The 22,079-nt window shown below is 61.1% G+C and carries 23 protein-coding genes and 1 riboswitch; of the genes, 16 read left to right on the top strand and 7 right to left on the bottom strand.

Features of this window, described 5'->3' with window-relative positions; all coding sequences use genetic code 11:
* Positions 1–4: 4 nt before the first annotated feature.
* From OLZ32_RS25240 to OLZ32_RS25195, 10 genes are all read left to right on the top strand, one after another.
* A complete protein-coding gene (locus OLZ32_RS25240) occupies positions 5–1,039 on the top strand; it encodes an ABC transporter ATP-binding protein (RefSeq protein WP_011653790.1) in 1,035 nt (344 codons plus the stop codon).
* A complete protein-coding gene (locus tag OLZ32_RS25235; protein ID WP_264423364.1) occupies positions 1,036–1,926 on the top strand; it encodes an ABC transporter ATP-binding protein in 891 nt (296 codons plus the stop codon). Before OLZ32_RS25240 ends, OLZ32_RS25235 begins: the two co-directional genes overlap by 4 nt.
* A gap of 106 nt (positions 1,927–2,032) precedes the next feature.
* Complete coding sequence (locus OLZ32_RS25230) at positions 2,033–4,249, top strand: primosomal protein N' (RefSeq protein ID WP_264423362.1); 2,217 nt, start codon at positions 2,033–2,035, stop codon at positions 4,247–4,249.
* A gap of 79 nt (positions 4,250–4,328) precedes the next feature.
* Complete coding sequence (locus tag OLZ32_RS25225) at positions 4,329–4,718, top strand: AGROH133_08824 family phage infection protein (protein WP_003543471.1); 390 nt, start codon at positions 4,329–4,331, stop codon at positions 4,716–4,718.
* 255 nt (positions 4,719–4,973) lie between these two features.
* A complete protein-coding gene (locus OLZ32_RS25220; protein WP_012759251.1) occupies positions 4,974–5,540 on the top strand; it encodes a F0F1 ATP synthase subunit delta in 567 nt (188 codons plus the stop codon).
* Positions 5,540–7,069 (top strand): F0F1 ATP synthase subunit alpha, encoded by a 1,530-nt coding sequence (gene atpA, locus OLZ32_RS25215; protein ID WP_264423360.1) that lies wholly within the window; start codon positions 5,540–5,542, stop codon positions 7,067–7,069. Before OLZ32_RS25220 ends, atpA begins: the two co-directional genes overlap by 1 nt.
* 28 nt (positions 7,070–7,097) lie before the next feature.
* Positions 7,098–7,982: a F0F1 ATP synthase subunit gamma gene (locus OLZ32_RS25210; protein WP_003543466.1), complete on the top strand. Its 885-nt coding sequence runs from the start codon at positions 7,098–7,100 to the stop codon at positions 7,980–7,982.
* A 23-nt stretch (positions 7,983–8,005) separates the two neighbouring features.
* A complete protein-coding gene (atpD, locus tag OLZ32_RS25205; RefSeq protein ID WP_003543464.1) occupies positions 8,006–9,442 on the top strand; it encodes a F0F1 ATP synthase subunit beta in 1,437 nt (478 codons plus the stop codon).
* Positions 9,442–9,681 (top strand): hypothetical protein, encoded by a 240-nt coding sequence (locus OLZ32_RS25200; protein WP_003543462.1) that lies wholly within the window; start codon positions 9,442–9,444, stop codon positions 9,679–9,681. The genes atpD and OLZ32_RS25200 overlap by 1 nt, the downstream gene beginning before the upstream one ends.
* Complete coding sequence (locus OLZ32_RS25195) at positions 9,681–10,088, top strand: F0F1 ATP synthase subunit epsilon (RefSeq protein WP_003543460.1); 408 nt, start codon at positions 9,681–9,683, stop codon at positions 10,086–10,088. Before OLZ32_RS25200 ends, OLZ32_RS25195 begins: the two co-directional genes overlap by 1 nt.
* Before the next feature lie 211 nt (positions 10,089–10,299).
* Here the strand turns inward: OLZ32_RS25195 and OLZ32_RS25190 are convergent, their stop codons facing one another.
* The 7 genes from OLZ32_RS25190 to OLZ32_RS25160 all read right to left on the bottom strand — a co-directional run bounded on the left by OLZ32_RS25190 (position 10,300) and on the right by OLZ32_RS25160 (position 16,864).
* The gene (locus OLZ32_RS25190; RefSeq protein WP_003543458.1) at positions 10,300–11,037 is read right to left on the bottom strand and encodes a sugar transferase; all 738 of its coding nucleotides are present in this window, start codon (positions 11,035–11,037) and stop codon (positions 10,300–10,302) included.
* A 167-nt stretch (positions 11,038–11,204) separates the two neighbouring features.
* A complete protein-coding gene (locus tag OLZ32_RS25185; RefSeq protein WP_264423357.1) occupies positions 11,205–12,425 on the bottom strand; it encodes an acyltransferase family protein in 1,221 nt (406 codons plus the stop codon).
* Between the two features lie 183 nt (positions 12,426–12,608).
* The gene (locus OLZ32_RS25180) at positions 12,609–13,619 is read right to left on the bottom strand and encodes an ABC transporter substrate-binding protein (RefSeq protein ID WP_222393516.1); all 1,011 of its coding nucleotides are present in this window, start codon (positions 13,617–13,619) and stop codon (positions 12,609–12,611) included.
* A 64-nt stretch (positions 13,620–13,683) separates the two neighbouring features.
* On the bottom strand, positions 13,684–14,496 hold the full coding sequence (locus tag OLZ32_RS25175) for an ABC transporter ATP-binding protein (RefSeq protein WP_264423353.1): 813 nt from the start codon (positions 14,494–14,496) through the stop codon (positions 13,684–13,686).
* The gene (locus tag OLZ32_RS25170; protein WP_264423351.1) at positions 14,493–15,299 is read right to left on the bottom strand and encodes an ABC transporter permease; all 807 of its coding nucleotides are present in this window, start codon (positions 15,297–15,299) and stop codon (positions 14,493–14,495) included. The genes OLZ32_RS25175 and OLZ32_RS25170 overlap by 4 nt, the downstream gene beginning before the upstream one ends.
* Before the next feature lie 11 nt (positions 15,300–15,310).
* Positions 15,311–15,919, bottom strand: a complete 609-nt coding sequence (locus OLZ32_RS25165) for a Ykof family thiamine-binding protein (RefSeq protein WP_264423349.1) — start codon at positions 15,917–15,919, stop codon at positions 15,311–15,313.
* A riboswitch (TPP riboswitch) is annotated at positions 15,910–16,023 on the bottom strand. (Overlaps the previous gene by 10 nt.)
* Positions 16,024–16,267: 244 nt before the next feature.
* Positions 16,268–16,864, bottom strand: coding sequence for an NADPH-dependent FMN reductase (locus OLZ32_RS25160; protein WP_264396308.1), 597 nt, complete (start codon positions 16,862–16,864; stop codon positions 16,268–16,270).
* Between the two features lie 83 nt (positions 16,865–16,947).
* Between OLZ32_RS25160 and soxR the strand changes: the two genes are divergently transcribed.
* From soxR to OLZ32_RS25130, 6 genes are all read left to right on the top strand, one after another.
* On the top strand, positions 16,948–17,412 hold the full coding sequence (gene soxR, locus OLZ32_RS25155; RefSeq protein WP_264396307.1) for a redox-sensitive transcriptional activator SoxR: 465 nt from the start codon (positions 16,948–16,950) through the stop codon (positions 17,410–17,412).
* A gap of 57 nt (positions 17,413–17,469) precedes the next feature.
* Positions 17,470–18,294, top strand: coding sequence for an SDR family NAD(P)-dependent oxidoreductase (locus tag OLZ32_RS25150; protein WP_264423347.1), 825 nt, complete (start codon positions 17,470–17,472; stop codon positions 18,292–18,294).
* A 102-nt stretch (positions 18,295–18,396) separates the two neighbouring features.
* A complete protein-coding gene (locus OLZ32_RS25145; protein ID WP_003543442.1) occupies positions 18,397–18,738 on the top strand; it encodes an ArsR/SmtB family transcription factor in 342 nt (113 codons plus the stop codon).
* A 191-nt stretch (positions 18,739–18,929) separates the two neighbouring features.
* Entirely contained in the window at positions 18,930–19,823 is an 894-nt protein-coding gene (locus tag OLZ32_RS25140; protein WP_003543441.1) for a LysR family transcriptional regulator, read from the top strand.
* Between the two features lie 135 nt (positions 19,824–19,958).
* Positions 19,959–20,438, top strand: coding sequence for a formate dehydrogenase subunit gamma (locus tag OLZ32_RS25135; RefSeq protein ID WP_264423345.1), 480 nt, complete (start codon positions 19,959–19,961; stop codon positions 20,436–20,438).
* Positions 20,435–21,991, top strand: a complete 1,557-nt coding sequence (locus tag OLZ32_RS25130; protein WP_264423343.1) for a formate dehydrogenase beta subunit — start codon at positions 20,435–20,437, stop codon at positions 21,989–21,991. The genes OLZ32_RS25135 and OLZ32_RS25130 overlap by 4 nt, the downstream gene beginning before the upstream one ends.
* The last annotated feature ends 88 nt before the right edge of the window (positions 21,992–22,079 follow it).

Raw genomic sequence — 22,079 nt, 5'->3', positions numbered from 1 at the left:
GGAGATGCAGAACCTGATGAGGACGCAGCCTTTGACCCTTGCCGAAAACACCGTGGACGCACTGACGATCGACGGGCTGAAATGCTATTACGTCAACGACTATTTCGGCGTGCGGCGGGAAATCCGCGCCGTCGACGATATCAGCCTGACCATCCGCAAGAACGAGATCTACGGCATTGCCGGCGAATCCTCGAGCGGCAAGACATCGCTGATCAAGACGCTTGCGGGCGCCATCCGTCCGCCGATGCGCGTCGTCGGTGGAACGGTGAAATTCAATTTTGCCGACGGGCCGATCGATGTCTACGGCGAACCGGCGAAGATGAAGGCGGCACGCTGGCGTCACCTTTCCTACATCATGCAGGGTTCGATGAACGTGCTGAACCCGGTCAGAAGGGTCAAACACGCCTTCACCGATTTCGCCTCCCGCCATATGAACCTCGATCCCGCCGCCTTCCGGGCGCGCGTCGAGGCGCATCTTGCCAGGCTGCATCTCGATCCGCATGTGCTCGAGGCCTTTCCGCATCAGCTTTCGGGCGGCATGCGCCAGCGTCTGACGATTGCTCTCGCCACTGTCTGCGAGCCGGAATTCATCATCGCCGACGAGCCGACGACGGCGCTCGACGTGCTCGTGCAGCAGGACGTTCTGGCGCTGATCAAGGAAGTGCAGGCCCGCATGCAGTCCTCGGTCATCTTCGTAACCCACGACATGTCGGTACATGCCGCCATCACCGACCGGCTGGCCATCATGTATGCGGGACGGCTGGCGGAGGAGGGGCCGACGCAGGCGATCTTCGACAATCCCCAGCATCCCTACACCGTCCACCTGATCGGCAGCCTGCCGCGCATCGGCGACGTCTCGACGCGGAAGAGCCTCAGGGGCAAGCCGCCGGCACTTTCGGATCCGCCTTCGGGATGCCGTTTCCATCCGCGCTGTCCGATCGCGATCGACAAATGCGCACGTGAAGTGCCGGCCATGCTGCCGAGCGCCACGGGAGGGCGGGTCGCATGCTTCCGTGCCGGGGAGTACCAGATCCAATGAGCAGCCATTTTCTTCTCGAACTCGACCATGTGACCAAGCTCTTTCCGATCGGCGGTTTCTTCTCGCGCGAAAAGATGAAGGCGGTCGACGATGTCAGCTTTGCGCTTGCCGCCGACAAGCCCGAGATATTCACGATCGTCGGCGAATCCGGTTCCGGAAAATCGACGCTGGCGAAGATGATCCTCGGCAGCGAAAAGGCCGATCGGGGCAGCATTCATTTCGACGGTACGGATGTGAAGGCGGTGCGTTCCCGTCGGGATCGCGAGGCTTTCATGGCGAAGGTCCAGCCGGTCTTTCAAAATCCGTTCGAAGCCTTCAATCCGCTGACGCGGATCGACGAGTATCTGCTGGCCACCGCCCATCGCTTCAAGGGCGCGAAGAGCCGGGCCGAAAAGGAAGCGCTTGCCGATGTCGCCCTTCAACGTGTCGGCCTGTCGATGGCGGAGATAAAAGGTCGTTTCTCGCATGAGCTTTCAGGCGGCCAATTGCAGCGCATCGCCGTCGCCCGTGCGCTGATACCCGAGCCGAAGCTGATCGTGGCGGACGAGCCGGTCTCGATGGTCGACGCATCGCTTCGCATGTCGATCGTCAATCTCTTCCGCGATCTGCGCGACGCTCTCAACGTCTCGATCGTCTACATCACCCACGATCTTGCGACCGCCTATTACATTTCCGACCGCGTAGTGATCATGCGCAAAGGCGTGGTGGTGGAGAGCGGCGATGCCAGGGAGGTGCTGGAAAATCCGAAACACGCCTATTCGATCGCGTTGAAGAATGCCGTGCTGCCGCCTGATCCCCGTGAGGCGTCGGCGATCCTGCGTCTGCGGCAGCGCAATGCCGAGACAAGTGAAGCCACTTCCGGCAGTGGCGACCGCCTTGCCAGGTGAAGCGCAATTTCTGACCTACACCGTTTAAATCGTCGCGATGACCCGGAACGCGTCACTCCGTCTTTGCGGTTCCAATTCCATCGATTTGCGGGCATGGTCTCGCGCGATGAGCACAGATTCGTCCGATCTCTTTGGCGCGCTTTTCGAGGCACCGCCCGCGAACCGAACGGTTCCCGTGCTGGTGCCGATGCCGGCGCCGAAACCCTATTCCTATTCGGTGCCGGATGGCATGGCGGTCGAGCCCGGCTCGGTCGTGCAGGTGCCGCTCGGCCCGCGGCAGGTGATCGGCGTCGTCTGGGACGGCGGCGAAGACGGCGTCGATCCAAAGAAGCTTCGGCCGATCAGCCATGTCTTCGACTGCCCGCCGCTTTCCAGGGAGATGCGGGATTTCATCGATTGGGTGGCAACCTATACGCTCTCGCCGCCCGGCCTCGTCGCGCGCATGGCCCTGCGGGCGCCGAATGCCTTCGAACCGGAACCGATGGTGGAAGGGTTGAAGTTCGTCGGCGGTGAACCGGAGCGGATGACGCCGGCGCGTGCCCGGGTGCTCGATATGGCCTCCGACGGCTTTTCCTGGACACGCAGCGGCCTTGCGCATGCGGCGGGTGTCTCGACGAGTGTCGTCGACGGGCTGATCACGCTCGGCATCTTCGAGACTGTATTCCTGCCGCCGCCGCCGGTCGTGGCGATGCCGGATCCGGATTTTGCCGCCGCACGTCTCGAAGGGCCGCAGAAGCAGGCGGCCGAAGAGATCGTTTCCGACGTCCGCAAGGGCGAATTTTCGGTGTCGCTGATCGACGGGGTAACCGGCTCCGGCAAGACCGAGGTCTATTTCGAGGCGATTGCCGAGACGCTGAAACGCGGCAAGCAGGTGCTGATCCTGCTGCCGGAGATCGCGCTGACGGCCAGTTTCATGGAGCGCTTTCAGGACCGCTTCGGGGCAAAGCCCGCCGAATGGCATTCCGATCTTGCGCCGCGCATGCGCGAAAAGGTCTGGCGCCAGGCGGTGACCGGCGAAGTGCGGGTGGTGGCTGGCGCCCGCTCGGCGCTCTTCCTGCCCTTCGAGGATCTCGGCCTGATCATCGTCGACGAGGAACACGATCCCGCCTACAAGCAGGAGGATCGCGTCTTTTACAATGCTCGCGATATGGCCGTCGTGCGCGGCCGCATCGGCGATTTCCCCGTCATTCTGGTGTCGGCGACACCGTCGGTCGAAAGCCAGGTCAACGGGCAGAGCGGGCGCTACAGCACCGTCCACCTGCCGACGCGTTTCGGCGATGCAGCGATGCCGGACCTGCATCTGGTCGATATGCGCAGGCACGCGCCGGAGCGGGGCGGCTTCCTGTCGCCAGTGCTGATCCGGGCGATCGGCAAGACGGTGGAAAAGCGCGAACAGGCACTGCTCTTTCTCAACCGGCGCGGTTATGCGCCGCTGACGCTCTGCCGGGTCTGCGGCCATCGGTTCCAATGCCCGCAATGTTCGAGCTGGCTGGTGGAGCATCGCTTCCGCAAGCAGCTGCAATGCCATCAATGCGGCCATGCCGAGCGCACGCCGGAGGCATGCCCGGAATGCGGCACACTCGACCATCTCGTCGCCTGCGGGCCAGGCGTCGAGCGCATCGCCGAGGAGGTGGAACGGCATTTTCCAGAGGCGCGGACGATCGTTCTCTCCTCGGATATCATGGGCGGGGTGAAGCGGCTGCGGCTGGAACTGGAAGCGATCGCCAAGGGCGAGGCCGATATCGTCATCGGCACCCAGCTTGTCGCCAAGGGGCACAATTTTCCGCTGATGACGCTGGTCGGCATCGTCGATGCCGATCTCGGCCTTGCCAATGGCGACCCGCGCGCGGCCGAGCGCACCTTCCAGCTCTTGTCGCAGGTGACGGGCCGGGCCGGCCGCACCGGCCTCAAGAGCCATGGGTTGCTACAGACCTATCAGCCGCAGCATCCTGTCATGCAGGCAATTGTCTCCGGCGATTCCGACGCCTTCTACGAGCGCGAGATCACCGAACGCGAACGCGCCCTGTTGCCGCCCTTCGGCAGGCTGGCGTCGATCATCGTTTCGGCTGAAACCCGCCACGACGCCGAAAACCATGCGCGCGGCATGCGCAACGCCGCACCACAGGTGTCGGGTATCTCGGTGCTCGGCCCGGCCGAAGCGCCGCTCGCGCTGGTGCGCGGTCGCCACCGCTTCCGGCTCTTGGTGCACGGCCGGCGGAACTCTGACATGCAGGGGTTCCTGCGGGCGATGCTGTCGCAATCGCCCAAAGAGCGCGGATCGGTGCAGGTGCAGCTGGATATCGATCCGCAGAGTTTTCTCTAAATCAAATGACGCCGCCATTCCCTCCTTTTTCGGCCCATGCCATAAAACACTGATTCATCCGGTGATTTGGGGCTGACGCATGGAGTTTTACTTTCCGACCGAGTTTGGCGAGCAGCTTGCCTTTTGCTCCGCCGCTTTCACGGCGCTCGCCGGCTTCATCATGATGTTCGCGCCGGGCCAAACTTTCCGTCTTCTCGGTCTGCAGGCGCAGGAGGGGCGGCCGGAAGGCTTCGGCGAGGGGCGCTCGATGGGCGGTTTCTATCTCGGCTTCGGGCTGTCGGCGATCATGCTCGCCCAGGACTGGATCTATATGGCGCTCGGCGCCTCCTTCGCGATGGCTGCCTTTGCCCGCGTCATCTCGATCCTGTCCGATAAGGGGAGTAATCTCGTCAACTATTTACTCCTGGTTGTGCAGATCGCTTTGGCCGCGCTACCGCTGCTCTACGTTTTCGGCTTCACCCAGACGTGACTCTTTCTGCCGACAGACGGCTTCTTCGGCCTGCTTTCGGGCCATTGCGCGATTTTGCAGACAGAAATTCATGGGAAAGGCGTATTCGGGCATTACGCGTGTTGCGAGTCCGAACATCCTATGTTAGACGGACCCCGAATTTCGGAAGAAGCAAGAGGCTTCTCTTGTGATTTCTGGGGGAAATCAAAACGAATTCAAGATCATAGGTTCGGCGCCCGCCGAGAGCCGGATTTTGGGTTGAAATCAGGGAAATTTGTGCCAGTGGCAGACACGTCCCAGCTTACTTCTGGTGTTGCAGAACGCTATGCCTCGTCGCTTTTCGAACTGGCGCTCGAGCAGGGCGCCGTCGATAGCGTCACCGCCGATCTTGACCATTTCCAGGCTATGCTGGATGAGAGCGCCGATCTGAAGCGTTTCGTCGCAAGCCCGGTTTTTTCCGCTGAAGACCAGCTGAAGGCGATCGTCGCCATCAGCGAGAAGGCCGGCATCAGCGGTTTCTTCGCCAATTTTTTGAAGGTCGTGGCGCGCAACCGTCGCCTGTTCGCCCTGCCGGGCATGATCAAGGCCTTCCGCATCATCGCCGCGAACCATCGCGGTGAAATCTCCGCCGAGGTCACCTCGGCGCATGCGCTTTCGCAAGCGCAGGAAACCGAATTGAAGGTGGCACTCAAGAGCGTTACCGGCAAAGACGTGACGATTGCCGTCACGGTTGATCCGTCAATTCTTGGTGGTCTGATCGTGAAGGTCGGGTCCCGTCAGATTGATACGTCTCTTCGTACCAAACTCTCTACCCTTAAGCTCGCATTGAAAGAGGTTGGCTGATGGATATCCGCGCCGCGGAAATTTCCGCAATTCTCAAAGACCAGATTAAAAATTTCGGCAAAGAGGCAGAAGTCTCGGAAGTCGGCCAGGTTCTCTCCGTCGGTGACGGTATCGCTCGTGTCTACGGTCTGGACAATGTCCAGGCCGGTGAAATGGTCGAGTTCCCAGGCGGCATCCGCGGCATGGCGCTGAACCTCGAATCCGACAATGTCGGCGTCGTCATCTTCGGCTCCGACCGCGACATCAAGGAAGGCGACACCGTCAAGCGGACCGGCGCCATCGTTGACGTTCCGGTTGGTCCGGAACTGCTCGGCCGCGTCGTAGACGCGCTCGGCAATCCGATCGACGGCAAGGGCCCGATCAACGCGACGCGCCGTTCGCGCGTCGACATCAAGGCTCCCGGCATCATTCCGCGCAAATCGGTTCATGAGCCGATGTCGACCGGCCTCAAGGCCATCGACGCGCTGATCCCGGTCGGCCGCGGCCAGCGCGAGCTGGTCATCGGCGACCGCCAGACCGGCAAGACCGCGATTCTTCTCGATGCCTTCCTCAACCAGAAGGCTATTCACGACAACGGTCCGGAAGGCGAAAAGCTTTACTGCGTCTACGTCGCCATCGGCCAGAAGCGTTCGACCGTCGCGCAGTTCGTCAAGGTGCTCGAAGAGCGCGGCGCGCTGAAATATTCGATCATCGTCGCCGCCACCGCTTCCGATCCGGCACCGATGCAGTACCTGGCCCCGTTTGCTGGCTGCGCCATGGGCGAATACTTCCGCGACAACGGCATGCATGCGCTGATCGGTTACGACGACCTGTCCAAGCAGGCCGTTTCCTACCGCCAGATGTCGCTGCTGCTGCGTCGCCCGCCGGGTCGCGAAGCCTATCCGGGTGACGTTTTCTACCTGCACTCGCGCCTGCTTGAGCGTGCTGCGAAGATGAACGACGACATGGGCGCCGGTTCGCTGACGGCTCTGCCGGTCATCGAAACGCAGGGCAACGACGTTTCGGCCTTCATTCCGACCAACGTGATCTCGATCACCGATGGCCAGATCTTCCTTGAAACCGACCTGTTCTATCAGGGTATCCGCCCGGCCGTGAATGTCGGTCTGTCGGTTTCCCGCGTCGGTTCGGCGGCGCAGATCAAGGCGATGAAGCAGGTTGCCGGCTCGATCAAGGGCGAACTCGCCCAGTACCGCGAAATGGCCGCCTTCGCCCAGTTCGGTTCGGACCTCGACGCTGCGACGCAGCGCCTCTTGAACCGCGGCGCACGCTTGACCGAACTCCTGAAGCAGCCGCAGTTCTCGCCGCTGAAGACGGAAGAGCAGGTCGCTGTGATCTTTGCTGGCGTCAACGGCTATCTCGACAAGCTGCCGGTCGCTTCGGTCGGCAAGTTCGAGCAGGGCTTCCTCTCGTACCTGCGTTCGGAAGGCTCTGCCATCCTCGACGCGATCCGCACGGAAAAGGCAATCAGCGATGATACCAGGGGCAAGCTCACCGCTGCTCTCGATAGCTTCGTAAAGTCTTTCTCGTAATCGGGCCCTAAGTTAGGACGGATCACGGATGCCTTCACTTAAGGATCTGAAAAACCGGATCGCCTCCGTCAAGGCGACGCAGAAGATCACCAAGGCGATGAAAATGGTCGCCGCGGCGAAGCTTCGGCGTGCGCAGGAGGCGGCCGAGGCCGCCCGGCCTTATTCGCAGCGCATGGGTGCGGTTCTGGCGAATATCGCCAAGGCCGTCACCGATGCCGACGGTGCACCGACGCTGATGACCGGCACCGGCCAGGACCAGGTCCATCTGCTGGTGGTCTGCACGGCCGAACGTGGTCTTTGCGGCGGTTTCAACTCGCAGATCGCACGCTTTGCACGCGAACATGTCCGCAAGCTGGTTGCCGAAGGCAAGACGGTGAAGATCTTCACCGTCGGCAAGAAGGGTTACGATATCCTTCGCCGCGAATTCGCGTCGCTGATCATCGAGCGCAAGGAATTGCGCGACGTCAAGCGCGTTGGTTTCGAGAATGCGGATCAGATCGGCAAGCGCATCATCGAGATGTATGCTGCCGGTGAGTTCGACGTCTGCACGTTGTTTTATTCCGAGTTCAAGTCGGTGATCAGCCAGATTCCGACGGCGCAGCGGCTCATCCCGGCTTCGGCGGAAGCTGTGCAGGCCGAAGATGCCGAACATGCAGGCGCCGTCTACGAATACGAGCCGGATCCGGCATCGATCCTCGAAGATCTGATCCCGCGCAACATCTCCGTCCAGATCTTCCGCGCGCTCCTTGAGAACGTCGCAGGCGAGATGGGCGCCAAGATGAGCGCTATGGACAATGCGACGCGTAATGCCGGTGAGATGATCAACAAGCTGACGCTGAGCTACAACCGCCAGCGTCAGGCGCAGATCACCAAGGAACTCATTGAAATCATTTCGGGCGCGGAAGCGCTCTGAGGCTAGGAAAAGAGGGTCAGAAAATGGCTGAGGCAGCTACCCCCAAGATCGGCTCTGTCGGCAGAGTCACCCAGGTTATCGGCGCCGTCGTCGACGTTGCTTTCGAAGGCGAACTGCCGAAGATCCTGAACGCGCTGGAAACCAGCAACAACGGCAACCGCCTGGTTCTCGAAGTTGCGCAGCACCTTGGCGAGAACGTCGTCCGTACCATCGCGATGGACTCGAGCGAAGGTCTCGTTCGCGGCCAGGAAGTCGCCGATACCGGCGCTCCGATCATGGTTCCGGTCGGTAACGAGACGCTCGGCCGCATCATGAACGTCATCGGTGAGCCGGTCGACGAAGCCGGTCCGCTGGTCACCGCTCACAAGCGCGCCATCCACCAGGATGCACCATCCTATGTCGAGCAGTCGACGGAATCGCAGATCCTCGTCACCGGCATCAAGGTCGTCGATCTTCTGGCTCCCTATGCACGCGGCGGCAAGATCGGCCTCTTCGGCGGCGCCGGCGTCGGCAAGACCGTTCTGATCATGGAACTGATCAACAACGTCGCCAAGGCGCATGGTGGTTACTCGGTTTTCGCAGGCGTCGGTGAACGTACCCGCGAAGGTAACGACCTCTACCACGAAATGATCGAATCGAACGTCAACAAGCATGGCGGCGGCGAAGGCTCGAAGGCGGCACTTGTTTACGGTCAGATGAACGAACCGCCGGGCGCCCGCGCCCGCGTCGCCCTGACCGGCCTGACGGTCGCCGAGCACTTCCGCGACCAGGGCCAGGACGTTCTGTTCTTCGTCGACAACATCTTCCGCTTCACGCAGGCAGGCTCCGAAGTGTCGGCTCTGCTCGGCCGCATCCCGTCGGCCGTCGGTTACCAGCCGACGCTCGCAACCGACATGGGCCAGATGCAGGAGCGCATCACCACGACAACAACAGGCTCGATCACCTCGGTCCAGGCCATCTACGTTCCGGCCGACGACTTGACCGACCCGGCGCCGGCGACCTCGTTTGCTCACCTTGACGCAACGACGGTTCTGTCGCGCTCCATCGCTGAAAAGGGCATCTACCCGGCGGTCGATCCGCTCGACTCCACGTCGCGCATGCTCGACCCGATGGTCGTCGGCGAAGAACATTACGACGTCGCCCGTAAGGTCCAGTCGACGCTGCAGCGCTACAAGGCCCTGCAGGACATCATCGCCATCCTTGGCATGGACGAACTGTCCGAAGACGACAAGATTGCTGTCGCCCGCGCCCGCAAGATCGAGCGTTTCCTGTCGCAGCCGTTCTTCGTCGCCGAAGTCTTCACAGGTTCGCCGGGCAAACTGGTTGCTCTGGAAGACACGATCAAGGGCTTCAAGGGCCTCGTCAACGGCGAATACGATCATCTGCCGGAAGCTGCCTTCTACATGGTCGGCTCGATGGAAGAAGCGGTCGAAAAGGCCAAGAAGCTCGCAGCTGCTTAATGAGCGATGCGCTAGACGAGATATTCTGCTGCGACTCCTTGAAAGGGGTCGTGGCGGATCTTCCGGAACCAGCAGCGCCAACCGTCTATCGCGCCGATAATGGCGTGCTGATGATGGTGGTGGGTCTGGTCCAGAGCGAGGAAGGCCTCGGTTATCTCGACCAAGCGATAATGCACTGCCCGTTTTGCGGGACTAAATTGCAAGATGCGAAAGCCATAGCCGAGAAGGTAAGTCACTGATGGCTGACAATTTCAACTTTGAGCTCGTTTCGCCGGAGCGTCTGCTGCTGTCGGAGATGGTGACCGAGGTCGTCATCCCTGCGACTGAAGGCGAGATGACGGTCATGGCAAACCATGCACCGACGATGACGACGATCAAGCCGGGCGTCGTGAGCGTGCGTTCGGCCTCCGGCAAGAAGCAAGATTACGTCGTGTTCGGCGGTTTTGCCGATATCCTGCCGACCGGCTGTACATTGCTTGCCGAATCCGCGGTTCCGGTCGAGGAACTCCAGAAGGACGAGCTGACACGCCGCATCGAGGCTGCCCGCCAGGAACTCGAACATGCCGAATTGCACGAGCACAAGTCGAAGCTCGAGCACTTCATCATGGAAATGACGCACCTGCGCGGCGTCGTTGAACAGGATTGATTGCCATCGGTAAGGTCCATGAAAAGCGGCCGGGATGGCCGCTTTTTTGTTTCTGCCTTTATCTGTCGATGTACGGAAAACAGCGCTATCGGCCGAGTTGAAATTAAGACGCGGCCGCAGCAATTCAAAGGGCTAATGCGACCTTTGCGCGTCTGAAAAGACGCGTGACACTGCAGGGGTCGCCTACCTCTGGCAGTGATGCCGGATCGTCTCAGAAGCCGGTGCCGCCGCGCAGCTCGATGACGACCGTCTTGAACAGGATCTTCAGGTCGAGCAGCAGGCTGAAATTCCTGACATAATAGATATCGCAGGCGATGCGAGCGCGGGCTTCCAGCGATCGTGCCGTCGGGCCGCGCCAGCCGCGCGTCTGCGCAAGGCCGGTGATGCCGGGGCGCATGATGTGGCGGTGGTGGTAGTCCGGCACCAATTCCTCGTAGAGCCGGCCGGCTGCCCGCATATTGATGGCGTGGCAGCGCGGGCCGACCAACGACATCTCGCCCCTGAGAACGTTGAAAAGCTGCGGCAGCTCGTCGATATTGGTCTTGCGGAGCAGCGCGCCGACGCCTGTCACCCGGCTGTCGCCCTTGACGGTCTGTTGAATGCCGCTCGGATCGCAAGCTTCCGCGCGCATCGACCGGAACTTGAAGACCGTGATCTTCCGGCCGTTCAGCCCCCAGCGGATCTGGCGGAAAAACACCGGACCGCCATCGTCGAGTTTGATGAAAAGAGCGATTGCCAGAAAAAGCGGCGCCAGCACGATGAGGGCGCTGACAGAGGCGACGATGTCGATCAACCGCTTCACGCCCAGCCGCACAGCCATCTTTCTTTCGATAAGGGAAAAGCTATCCGGCTGGCGAATGTTGGAGTTCGCTATAACCAGGGTCTTGGTTTTGTCCTGACGCTGAGACGGATCGAAGCGTGGATTCGTCTTCGAAGTAAAAGCATTCATTACGCAAGGTCCACAAGTTTAGATGCGGTACTGAACAACATGGAGACAAATACATGGTCACGTATCGTTTGTCATCGGTATAAATAAGAATTTGATAACCCTAAAGATGCCAAAAATGGGAGTATTCCGCGTTAATCTTAACGCCTGTAGTTGCGCTTACGGGAAATTTATACTTTGAAAGGAGTAGCCCGATTGGGTTGACGAGATGTCAGCCGGTTTCCGAAATGGATCGCCGGCTTTTCCAGCAGCGCGTAGCTGAGGGTTGCGACCAGAATGATGAGCGCTGCCGCCAATCCGCAAGACTGCAGCCAGCCGGTGACGACATTTTCCGAGGAAACGCCGAACGAACCCGGATCGAGCCTCTGGATCAATATCAGGATGATCTCCTGCCAAATATAGATGCCGAAGGAGATCTTTGCGATATAGCGGACAGGGGCGTTGTCGAGCAGCCTGCCCAGGCGTTGCGAATGGCTGAGCGAAACGAGCGCCGTTGCGACCGCCAGCGGAAAGACCGGAAAACCGTAGGGGATTTCGAGCCAGCCGTAAGCTTCGGCGGAACCGCCGGGCGATATGACGAGGCGGTAGCCGGCAATGGCGAGGGCCAGCAGCGCTGCGGCATCGAAAAAGGAGGAGCGTCTTTTTGGCAGCATCACCTCGACGCCGGCGGCAAGCGCGCCGAGCGCGAAGACGGCGAAGAAGCCGATCGGGTTATATCTCGGCATCCATTCTTTCGCCCCGCCCTGCAGGCCGTACTGCCAGCCGCGTTCGATGTCGTCGAGCGGAAACAGGGTCAGGATCAGCACATGGGCGAGGAGTACGCCCGTGATGACGCAAAGCCAAGCGAAACGGGCAAGCAATGGGCGCTGCCTGAGGAATGGTAAACGAAACAGCAGGAGAAAGCAGACCGGCAGGAGCACATAGCTGGTGACCTCGAAGGGAATGGACCAGAGCGGCCCGTCGGCTTCGACAGGAAACAAGGTGCGCCAATGCCACTGGCTCATGAACAGCAGCCCGGAGACGTAGCGGAGCACAAGCTCAGGCGTCAGCGGCAGGGCAAGCAGCGTCAGGCTGAGGGCGAAGCCGATGGTGGCGGCGAACCAGAAGCCCGGAGCGATGCGCGCCATCCTGCGGATCGTGTAGTGCCGCAGGCTCGGCCTGTCGCCGCCCGCGTCGAGCGCGCGCCAGAAGGGATGGGCAAGAAGAAAGCCGCTGAGCACGAAGAAGATGGCGACGCCGAAATTGCCGAAGCGGAGGATGTTTGCGGTCGGGCCGAGTTCATCAGGGATTCTGCGCATATCCAGCCGCAGCGCGAAGTGGTGGGCGAGCACCAGCAGACAGGCCGTCGCGCGCAGAAAGTCCGCTCCGGCCAGTCTCTCCTGTTGTCGCATCTTGCCTCCCCACCTTGCCCAAAGCATGATGCCGAAAAGTGTGAGCGGTTTTCGGACGACATCATGCTCTACTTCTTTGATTTAGATACGGATTCGGACCTTTAAGTCGATCCGGCCTATGATCTGAAGCCGTATCTAGGATTTTGCAGCGGAAAGCCGCGACGGGCAAGGCAGGCGTTGGGCTCAGTCGAGAAGTTCGTTGGTATAATAGGTGGAAAAGTCCGGCTTCTCCTTGAGTGCGGCGCCATTGGCATCGACCAGAATGCCATTCTCCATCAGGAAGCTGCCGAGGGCCTCGGCCTTTGCCGGGTCGAGCTTACCGATCACACCGGCCTCGGATTTCAGGAAGTGCCCCTCGATCAATGCCTTCTGAGAAGCCTTTACCAGTTCCGTATTCATCAGTGCGCCGTTGCTTCCAGAGATCAGCAAGTCGCAGGCTTCGTCGGGATGGTCGACTGAGTAGGCATAACCCTTTCGTGTCGCCTGGATGAAGGCGCGGGCGTGTTCCCGACTTGCGGAGAGATAAGCGTCGCTGGAGACGATGACCGTCGTCTGCTCATCGGGAATGCCATAATCGGAATAGTGGAAGCGGCCGATCTTCCGGTTTTCCAGTTCGGCGGCGATACCTTCCCAGGTGTAGATCTCCAGCGTGAAATCGATCGAGCCATTGTCCAGCGCCTCGTATGCGGAGGTGCCGAGGGTGACGGTCTTGACGTCGCCTTTGCCGCCATCATTGCGGATCATCGCGGAGATCAGCGCGCTCTCCCAGGTGCCGCCAAAGCCGCCATAGGTCTTGCCGTCCAGGTCTTTCGGGCTCTTGATGTCATCGCGTCCGCCCTTGAAGATCAGGCGTGCGGTTTCCGTCTGGACGACGCCGTAGACCATCTTCACGTCACCGCCGCCAGCGCGCTGCGTGAGGGTCTCGATCTCGCTGCTGATGCCGAAATCGGCAACGCCGTTCGACACCAGCGTTCCGGCGCTGGTGTCGGTGAAGGGAAGAATCTCGACATCGAGCCCGGCATCGGCATAGAAGCCCTTCGCCTTGGCGACATAGATGCCGATATGGTTGGTGTTGGGCGTCCAGTCGAGCGCGATGCGAACCTTTGCGGGCGCCGATTGGGCGAAGGCGGAGCGGCCGGCGAGGCTTGCCGCGATTGCGGCGAAGATCGTCTGGCGACGGGTGAGAAGCAGCATGGTGACCTCCTCTGGTCTCTAGAGCATGATGCCGAAAAGTGTGAGCGGTTTTCGGCGTCACGCTCTAACTCTTTAAATTAGAACAGGATTCAGATTTTAGGCCGACCGGCCTAAAATCATCCTGTTCTAGCGGATGAAGCAGGGTTTGCAGGATTTCGGTTTCGATCGCCTGGGCCGCCGGCGAGCCTAGATCGGCAATGCTTCTCGGACGGGGCAGGGGAACGCGGAATTCGCGGATAATACGCGCCGGACGGGCCGAGAGCATGTAGATCCGGTCGGAAAGGAACACGGCCTCGCGAACATCATGGGTGATCAGCAGCGCCGTCCAACGGTGTTCGGTCCACATGCCCTGCAGCCATTCCTGGATCTGCGTGCGCGTCAGCGCATCCAGGGCGCCGAAAGGCTCGTCGAGCAGCAACATGTCCTGGGTCTGGACGACGGTGCGCAGCAGCGCGGCGCGCTGGCGCATGCCGCCTGACAGTTCGGAGGGATAGTGATGCTCGAAGCCTGCGAGGCCGAAGCGCTCGAACAGCGGCGCGACGGCGGCGCGGGCCGCGCGGCGGCTCATGCCGCGCACCTCCAGGCCGAGTGCGGCATTGTCGATGATCCGGCGCCAGGGCATCAGCGCATCGCGCTGCGGCATGAAAGCGAAGGAATGCGGCGCCTGTTCCAGCGGCGCGCCCTTGAAAAGCATGGTGCCGGAATCGGGCCGAAGCGCCTGTGTCAGCAACCTCAGTACTGTCGATTTTCCGGAGCCGGATGGGCCGACGATCGAAACGAACTCGCCGCTTGCGACAGCGAGTGAAATATCGTCCAGTACCTTCATGCCGTCGAAGGACTTCGAGATGTTGCGCAGTTCAACCATTGCATCGCTCATCGGCGCTGCTCCCCGGATTGTTGCCAGGGCATGATGAGGCGCTGGATCATCAGCGTCAGCCCGAAGAGGCAGAGTGTCAGCACGGCGCTGACGACGACGGCGGCGAGCACGAGATCGGGACGGAAATTGTTCTTGGCGTTGAGGATATAGATGCCGAGGCCGCGGGCGGCACCGGCATATTCGGCGAAGATCGCGCCGACGACAGCATAGGTGATCGAGATCCGCAGGCCGGCGAAGAAATAGGGCAGCGAGGAGGGAAGCCGTGCCAGGCGGAAAATGCGCCAGCGGCTCGCTTTCATCGAATTCAGCAACTCGGCAATGTCGCGGTCGGTCGATTCATAGCCCTGCAGCAGGGCGACGAGCAGCGGGAAGAAGGTGACGAGCGCCACCAGCAGGATCTTCGGCAACAGGCCGAAGCCGAACCAGAGGACGACGAGGGGAGCGATCGCCACCAGCGGCAGGGTCTGGCTGGCGATGAAGATCGGCAGCAATGCCCGGCGCATGAAAGGCACGAAATCCATGAGGATCGAGGCGGCGAAGGCGAAGGCAAGCGACAGGGCGAAACCACCGAGTGTCGCGCCGAGCGTCGGCCAGGTATTTGATATCAGCGCCTCGCGGTTCAGCCAGCCCTGGACGACGATGCGCGAAGGCGCCGGCAGGATAGAAGGTTTTATGCCCGAAAGATCGGCATAGAGTTCCCATGCCGCCAAGAAGGCGCAACCGGCGAGCAGGGCGGGTATGCCCCGGCAGAGAGCGGTGCGGAGCGCGGCAAGGCGCGATTCCGATGGTGATGGCGGTGTCATCAGCGTTCGATTCAGGCTTTCGTCGGGCTATTCGCGGAAACCGTGATGTCGAGGGTCACATGTCCCTCGGGGTCGCCGAAGCGAAAGAAGGCCTCGCGAATGGTGGCGAAGACCGCGCCGGCGTCGCCAGAGAGCCTGGTGCAGAAATTCTTGGCGCGGTCGAAGGTGCCGGAGCGCTTCAGGAAGTCGATGCAGCCATAGATCTCGTCCATATGGGTACCGGTTCCCATGACGTAGAGCGAGAATTGCGCAGCGGTCGGCTGTCCGCTTTCGGCGGTGGTTTCAACGGCGGCAAGTGCGGCTGTTATACGCTCGGCAAGCGGCTCCGCCTGGCCGAGGGAGGGGTTGACGCCGCAGATGGCGTCGTCGGGCTCGCCGGGGCAGCCGCGTGAAACGGCAGCGGATAATACGCAATGCTCGCCGGTTTTTGCGGCGGCGACGAAAAGATCGTGCATGGCGGCGAAGAGAATGTCAGGCGGGCCGACCAGCAGAGTGGAGATGTCATCGACCTCGATGCGCAACCGGTCGCGATAGGGATCCAGCGCCGTGACGGCGTCGAGAATGATGCCGACGAAATTGTCGGACATCGGATAGAGTGACACTTGTGCGCCTGAGAACATCTGAACCTCGCTCCGCTGGCATTACCCAGATCAGCTTTGAAGGGTCCAGAGGCTTGCGCCTCACATCTCAGCCCCGGCAATACAGAGCTCCCCTGTTATTTGCTCGGAAACTATCACCGCGGTTTTCTCCCCGCAACCGCAAAATTGCGAACCCGTCCGTGCGGTCGGAATGAACCGGATGTGGCGGAAAACACCCGGGCGGAGGATCTGCCCGGGTGTTCCCAATGGTTCCGTACCTGCCGGGAACGGAACCGGAGCTTCCTGCCTCAGGCGGCTAGCGCATAACCCCGAAAATCGGCATCGATTTTCGGAAAGGATCATACGCAGATTCAAAGTGATAGAGCGTCCTTAGCGCTCCTGAAAAGACGCGCGGCGCTCTATGTCGGCATAGGGACGATCGCTGCGGGCGGTGACGAGCGCCCGTGTCCACCATTCCAGCCTCGCCATCATCCGATCGAGCAAACGCATTGCATCGGCGGGATTGTCGAGCCTTCCCTGCGTATCGAAGCGGTTCCAAGGTGCGGCAAAGCTGACCGAATCGCGGATGGTGACGGCGTGGAGTTCGGCAAAGACCAGCCGCAGCTGTTCGACGGCGCGCAGGCCGCCGGATATGCCGCCATAGGAAACGAAGGCGACCGGCTTGCCCTGCCAGGGCTCGAAGAAGAAATCGATGATCGACTTCAACGAGGCGGTGAAGCTGTGATTGTATTCCGGCGTGACGATGATGAAGGCGTCGGCCATGCCAAGCCGTCCGGCGAGCCTGTCGATTTCAGGATGCGCTATGTCACGGTTGGTCGGCAGTGCGAAATCCAGTGGGTCGATGATGTCGATATCGAATTGCGGGAAGCGGAGGAGTTCCTGCGTCAGCCATTTGACCACCCGGTCGCAGATGCGGCCCTCTCTCGTGCTCCCGTAGATGACAGCCAGCCTGGTGGGTGTTTTCATGCGTCGCTCCTTGTTGCGATTGGACTTTACGATTGCAGGAGCAAGGGTTATAGAACCTCGACTAATATTGAGGTCAAGAGGCGATGGATACAATTCCGGCAGCGCCGCTCGGCAAGCTCCTGACGGTCGGCGAAGTGGCGGAGCGCAGCGGCCTGGCCGTCTCGGCGCTGCATTTTTACGAGACCAAGGGGCTGATCTCGAGCATCCGCTCCCGCGGCAATCAGCGGCGCTATGGGCGCGATGTGCTTCGCCGGCTCGGCATCATCAAGGTGGCGCAGCGTGTCGGCATTCCGCTTTCGGAAATCCAGGCGGCGTTCGAGTCCCTGCCGCAAGGACGCACGCCGACCGTCGCCGACTGGCAGACGCTGTCGGCGCTGTGGAAGGATGATCTCGACGCGCGAATCAGGCGGCTTAGCCTGCTGCGCGACCGTCTGACCGGCTGCATCGGCTGCGGCTGCCTGTCGATCGAAAGCTGTCCGTTGCGCAATCCCTGCGACCGGCTCGGCAAGGAAGGGCCGGGCGCGCGGCTTCTGGAGAACGAAAACTAACCCCGGTCCTCCCCAGGAAAGATCGATGCGCGCCTTTCTTTCAGTCGGCGCGCTCATATGTTAAGGGCGAATGACACAACCGGCGGCACTGTCCGCGAGGAGGACGGCTTCGTGTTCCATCCCAGACTGTTCGAAAATCGCAATGTCGTGGTGACCGGCGCCGGCCGCGGCATCGGCCTTGAAGTGGCCCGGCAGTTCCTGGACTGCGGCGCGAAGGTGATCGTCCATACCGGGCGCAAGCCGGGACGCGCCCTGCCGGATTTCCTGCTGACGGCTGAATCCGAAAGACGGGCGCTGCTGCTTAATGCCGATTTCTCTGCAGTCGGTGGGGCAGCGCAATTTGCCGAGGATGTTCTCGCCTTCTTCGATAAGGTCGATGTGCTGGTCAACAATGCCGGCACCATGCTCGGTCGTTTTCCCGCTGCCACGCTCACCGACGCAGAATATGAAGCGGTCGTACGGCTCAACCAGACATCGGTGGTGGCGCTGACGCGGGCGCTGCTGCCGGCATTGAAGGCGGCTGGTGGCGCTGCCATCGTCAACACCGTTTCGATTTCGGCGCTGACCGGCGGCAGCCCCGGTTCCTCGATCTATTCGGCCTCGAAAGCCTTTGTTGCGACCTATTCCAAGGCGCTTGCCCGCGAGCTTGCACCGGACGGAATCCGCGTCAATTGCGTATCGCCGGGAACGATCGAGACGGATTTCCATGAGCGCTATTCCTCGCGCGAAAAGCTGGAGCAGACGAGAAAATCCATCCCCCTGCAGCGGCTCGGCACGGCGGAGGATTGTGCTCCCGCCTACCTATTTCTGGCGGCTCCCTCGCTCTCGGGCTACATCACCGGACAGGTGATCGAGATCAATGGAGGTCAGCTTATCTGCTGATTTGTTTGGACCTTTTTTGACATTTCATCACTTTTGACCAATTCGCTTGTGCGAATATGCTATTGTGCTGATCTACTCATTGCCTCCCTTCCGAGATACCGAATGCCGTTGCCCAAACCCGAGCCGGGGATGTCCGGCCAGGAATTGCACAAACTCGCTGGAAAAGCCGATGAAGCGAGCGATCTGCTGAAAGCGCTAGCGCACCCGACCCGACTTCTGATCCTCTGCATATTGGCGAACGAGGAGCGCACGGTGGGTGAGATCGAAAATATCCTCGGCATCCAGCAGGCAATGGTCTCGCAGCAGCTGGCGCGGTTAAGGCTAGAAGGCCTGGTCCATACGCGCCGCCAGGGCAGGCTGGTCTATTACAGCATCGGCAATGTCAGCGTGCTTGCCTTCCTCGAATCGCTGTTCGATCTTTTCCCGGCTGCAGAAAACAGCTAGAGCATGATGCCGAAAAGTGTGCGCGGTTTTCGGACGACATCATGCTCTATTTCTTTGATTTAGATCAGGATTCAGATTTTGGGCCGATCGGGCCTAAAATCATCCTGATCTAGAGATCGCCCTTGCGGAGCACGGCTGCTGCGTCAAAGATGAACTGGCCCGGATGATGTCATGCCGGATCGGGAGACCGGATGATCGACAAGCTGGAATTCTTCATCGCCCTTGCCAATGAAAAGCATTTTGGCCGCGCCGCGGAGGAGTGCGGGATCTCGCAGCCAACGCTTTCGGCTGCCATCCGGCAGCTCGAGGATCAGCTTGGCGTCATGCTGGTGCAGCGCGGTTCGCGGTTCCAGGGGCTGACGCCTGAGGGGCAGCGCGTGCTCGAATGGGCCCGACGCATCGTCGGCGATGCCCGCACCATGCGCGAGGAGATGCGCGCCGCGCGCCGCGGTCTTTCCGGCCACATCCGCCTCGCCGCCATTCCGACCGCGCTTGCCATGCTGTCGCGCATCACCACGCCATTTCAGGAGCGGCATCCCGGCGTGACCTTCTCGATCGTCTCGCGCAATTCGCTGCAGGTGCTGAGCATGCTCGAAAACCTCGAAATCGATGCCGGCATCACCTATCTCGAAAACGAGCCGCTCGGCCGCGTCACGACCGTTCCCCTTTATGCCGAGCGCTATAATCTGATCACGGCTGCCGGCAGCCCGCTATCTGATCGCGACAACGTGACCTGGCGGGAGATCGGTGATCTTCGGCTTTGTCTATTGACTGCCGACATGCAGAACCGCCGCATCATCAACCGGCACTTGACGGAAGCAGGCGCCACCGCGCATCCGACGCTCGAATCCAACTCGATGATCGTGCTGTTCTCGCATGTCAGGACTGGACGCTGGGCGAGCATCATGCCGCGCAACGTCGCCAAATCCTTCGGGTTTCCAGTGGAAATCCGCATGATCCCGATCGTCGAGCCGGAGGCGCATCATCTGGTCGGCCTTGTTGCGCCTTATCGCGAGCCCTTCACGCCGCTTGTCTCGGCCTTGCTGCATGAAGCGAGAGTGCTCGTGCAAGATGAAGAACTTTGATAGAAAAAACCTATCAAGCAACGAGATAGCTTTATTGATCGCCGGCTGCTTCCCTGAGATGGTGGTTGCGGAATAGCACTCGGCTGGGGGAGGCCCGCTATTTTGTAACGAGCAAGCCGCTGGGAGGGCTGCCTTATGATCATTCATATCGCCGAAGGCGATATTGCAGCACGCACCCGAGCCATCGTCGCCGATCTTCGCTTTCTCGAAGGACCGCTGCTTCCCATTCTGCACGAGGTTCAGCAGGAATTCGGCTATGTGCCGCAGGAAGCCATGCCTGTTATCGCGGAGGAATTGAACCTCTCGCGCGCCGAGGTGCATGGCGTGGTGACTTTCTATCACGATTATCGCGACCATCCCGCCGGCCGGCATCTGCTGAAGCTCTGTCGCGCCGAAGCCTGTCAGTCGATGGGCGGCGATGCGCTGGCCGAACGTGTCAAGGCGCTGCTCGGCATCGATTTTCATCAGACGACGCTCGATGGCGGCGTGACGCTGGAGCCGGTCTACTGTCTCGGGCTCTGCGCCTGTGCGCCGGCGGCGATGCTCGACGGCGAGGTCTATGGCCGGATCGACGATCAGACGGTGGTGGAACTCGTCGCGGAGGCACGCCGATGACGGTCAGGATATATGTTCCGCGCGATGCCGCAGCGCTGGCGCTCGGGGCCGAAAAGGTGGCAAAGGCGATTGCCCAGGAGATCGCCGCCCGCGGCTTCGATGCCGAGATCGTGCGCAACGGCTCGCGCGGAATGTTCTGGCTGGAGCCGCTGGTCGAGGTCGCGGTTGCCGGCAAGCGCATCGGCTACGGGTCGGTGAAGGCGAAGGATGTGCCTGATCTGTTCGATGCCGGGATGATTGACGGAGGCGAGCATCGGCTCTGTCTCGGGGAGGTTGAAGACCTCCCGTTCCTCAAGGAACAGACCCGCCTGACCTTCGCCCGCTGCGGCGTCACCGATCCGCTTTCGCTTGGCGATTACGAGGCGCATGGCGGTCTTGCCGGCCTTCGCCGCGCCGTTTCGATGACACCAGTCGATATCGTCAAGGAAATCACCGATTCCGGCTTGCGCGGACGCGGCGGCGCCGGCTTTCCGACCGGCATCAAGTGGAAGACCGTTCTCGATGCCGCCGGCGAACGCAAATATATCGTCTGCAATGCCGATGAGGGCGACAGCGGCACCTTTGCCGACCGGATGATCATGGAGGGCGATCCCTTCGTGCTGATCGAGGGCATGGCGATATCAGGGCTCGCCACCGGGGCGACCAAGGGTTTCATTTATACGCGTTCGGAATATCCGCATGCGATCGCTGTCATGACCGAGGCCGTCGGCATCGCGCGCCAGGCCGGCATTCTCGGACCATCGGTGCTCGGATCCGGCCGCGCCTTCGATATCGAGGTGCGCACCGGCGCCGGCGCCTATGTCTGCGGCGAGGAGACGGCGCTGCTGAATAGTCTGGAAGGCAAGCGCGGCATCGTGCGTGCCAAGCCGCCGCTGCCGGCGCATAAGGGGTTGTTTAACTGTCCGACCGTCATCAACAATGTGATCTCGCTGGCTTCGGTGCCCGTCATCATGGAAAAGGGTGCGGCCTTCTACCGCGATTTCGGCATGGGCCGTTCGCGCGGCACTATCCCGCTGCAGATCGCCGGCAATGTCAGATATGGCGGCCTCTTTGAGACGGCCTTCGGTCTTTCGCTCGGAGATATCGTCGACAGGATCGGTGGGGGGACGGCGACGGGACGGCCGGTCAAGGCCGTGCAGGTCGGCGGACCGCTCGGCGCCTATTTCCCGCGAGCGCTGTTCGACACGCCGTTCGACTACGAATCCTTCGCCGCCAAGGACGGGCTGATCGGCCATGCCGGCATCGTCGTCTTCGACGACACGGCCGATATGCTGAAGCAGGCGCGTTTCGCCATGGAATTCTGCGCCGTCGAAAGCTGCGGCAAGTGCACGCCCTGCCGCATCGGCTCGACGCGCGGCGTGGAGACGGCCGACAAGATCGCGCACGGTATCGAGCCGGAGAAGAACCGGGCGCTGCTTGCCGATCTCTGCAACACGATGAAGTTCGGCTCGCTCTGTGCGCTGGGTGGGTTCACGCCCTATCCTGTGATGAGCGCCATGACGCATTTCCCGGAGGATTTTTCGCCGGCACCTCTGGTGGAGGCGGCGGAATGACGCGTTTTTCTCTAACTTTGCCCCTCACCCTAACCCTCTCCCCGCTTGCGGGGAGAGGGGACGTGCCATGCGAGACGTGGCGGGGGAC

The organism is Rhizobium acaciae (genome assembly GCF_025941625.1).
Lineage (GTDB): Bacteria > Pseudomonadota > Alphaproteobacteria > Rhizobiales > Rhizobiaceae > Rhizobium > Rhizobium acaciae.
The sequence above is the reverse complement of the archived record's forward strand: the minus strand, read 5'-3'. Positions and strand labels throughout refer to the sequence as shown.

Coding starts and splice junctions, on each gene's coding strand:
- OLZ32_RS25240 (WP_011653790.1), top strand. CDS start 5: ATGCAGAACCTGATGAGGACGCAGCCTTTGACCCTTGCCGAAAACACC.
- OLZ32_RS25235 (WP_264423364.1), top strand. CDS start 1,036: ATGAGCAGCCATTTTCTTCTCGAACTCGACCATGTGACCAAGCTCTTT.
- OLZ32_RS25230 (WP_264423362.1), top strand. CDS start 2,033: ATGAGCACAGATTCGTCCGATCTCTTTGGCGCGCTTTTCGAGGCACCG.
- OLZ32_RS25225 (WP_003543471.1), top strand. CDS start 4,329: ATGGAGTTTTACTTTCCGACCGAGTTTGGCGAGCAGCTTGCCTTTTGC.
- atpA (WP_264423360.1), top strand. CDS start 5,540: ATGGATATCCGCGCCGCGGAAATTTCCGCAATTCTCAAAGACCAGATT.
- OLZ32_RS25210 (WP_003543466.1), top strand. CDS start 7,098: ATGCCTTCACTTAAGGATCTGAAAAACCGGATCGCCTCCGTCAAGGCG.
- atpD (WP_003543464.1), top strand. CDS start 8,006: ATGGCTGAGGCAGCTACCCCCAAGATCGGCTCTGTCGGCAGAGTCACC.
- OLZ32_RS25200 (WP_003543462.1), top strand. CDS start 9,442: ATGAGCGATGCGCTAGACGAGATATTCTGCTGCGACTCCTTGAAAGGG.
- OLZ32_RS25195 (WP_003543460.1), top strand. CDS start 9,681: ATGGCTGACAATTTCAACTTTGAGCTCGTTTCGCCGGAGCGTCTGCTG.
- OLZ32_RS25190 (WP_003543458.1), bottom strand. CDS start 11,037: ATGAATGCTTTTACTTCGAAGACGAATCCACGCTTCGATCCGTCTCAG.
- OLZ32_RS25185 (WP_264423357.1), bottom strand. CDS start 12,425: ATGCGACAACAGGAGAGACTGGCCGGAGCGGACTTTCTGCGCGCGACG.
- OLZ32_RS25180 (WP_222393516.1), bottom strand. CDS start 13,619: ATGCTGCTTCTCACCCGTCGCCAGACGATCTTCGCCGCAATCGCGGCA.
- OLZ32_RS25175 (WP_264423353.1), bottom strand. CDS start 14,496: ATGAGCGATGCAATGGTTGAACTGCGCAACATCTCGAAGTCCTTCGAC.
- OLZ32_RS25170 (WP_264423351.1), bottom strand. CDS start 15,299: ATGACACCGCCATCACCATCGGAATCGCGCCTTGCCGCGCTCCGCACC.
- OLZ32_RS25165 (WP_264423349.1), bottom strand. CDS start 15,919: ATGTTCTCAGGCGCACAAGTGTCACTCTATCCGATGTCCGACAATTTC.
- OLZ32_RS25160 (WP_264396308.1), bottom strand. CDS start 16,864: ATGAAAACACCCACCAGGCTGGCTGTCATCTACGGGAGCACGAGAGAG.
- soxR (WP_264396307.1), top strand. CDS start 16,948: ATGGATACAATTCCGGCAGCGCCGCTCGGCAAGCTCCTGACGGTCGGC.
- OLZ32_RS25150 (WP_264423347.1), top strand. CDS start 17,470: ATGTTAAGGGCGAATGACACAACCGGCGGCACTGTCCGCGAGGAGGAC.
- OLZ32_RS25145 (WP_003543442.1), top strand. CDS start 18,397: ATGCCGTTGCCCAAACCCGAGCCGGGGATGTCCGGCCAGGAATTGCAC.
- OLZ32_RS25140 (WP_003543441.1), top strand. CDS start 18,930: ATGATCGACAAGCTGGAATTCTTCATCGCCCTTGCCAATGAAAAGCAT.
- OLZ32_RS25135 (WP_264423345.1), top strand. CDS start 19,959: ATGATCATTCATATCGCCGAAGGCGATATTGCAGCACGCACCCGAGCC.
- OLZ32_RS25130 (WP_264423343.1), top strand. CDS start 20,435: ATGACGGTCAGGATATATGTTCCGCGCGATGCCGCAGCGCTGGCGCTC.